The sequence below is a fragment of the Pseudoalteromonas sp. S3178 genome (assembly GCF_005886985.1).
Lineage (GTDB): Bacteria > Pseudomonadota > Gammaproteobacteria > Enterobacterales > Alteromonadaceae > Pseudoalteromonas > Pseudoalteromonas carrageenovora.
The window spans coordinates 1-309 of sequence record NZ_PNCW01000258.1; the positions used below are offsets into that span (position 1 = coordinate 1).

Genomic DNA, 309 nt, shown 5'->3' on the forward strand with positions numbered 1-309 from the left:
TTAAGCAAGTAACACGCAGCATAGACGCCAAGTTTTTGATCTCACCATGACGTTCAATCACTTCTTGGTAAAGTAAAGAAATAAACTCGGCAAGACCCAGATCTTCCCGTTGAGCTATGGTTTCTAATACTTGCCATATTTCATTTTCTAACGCGAGGCTAGTAACAGCTCCTTGAATACGAATAGAGCGTTTGGCTACTTCGTAACGATGAGGCTCAGTTGATGCGTAGAGTTCACACATATAAATTCCGTAGGTAAAGTAATGGCAAAAATGATCCACTCAATGATCAGAGTGAAAGACGCTGATCG

The 309-nt window shown here is 41.1% G+C and carries 1 protein-coding gene; it reads right to left on the reverse strand.

The annotated features are described in order from the left end of the window. Nucleotides 1-241 (reverse strand): ribbon-helix-helix domain-containing protein (locus CWC11_RS20865; RefSeq protein WP_138684178.1); only part of this gene is annotated, 241 nt, incomplete at its 3' end. Nucleotides 242-309: the final 68 nt, after the last annotated feature.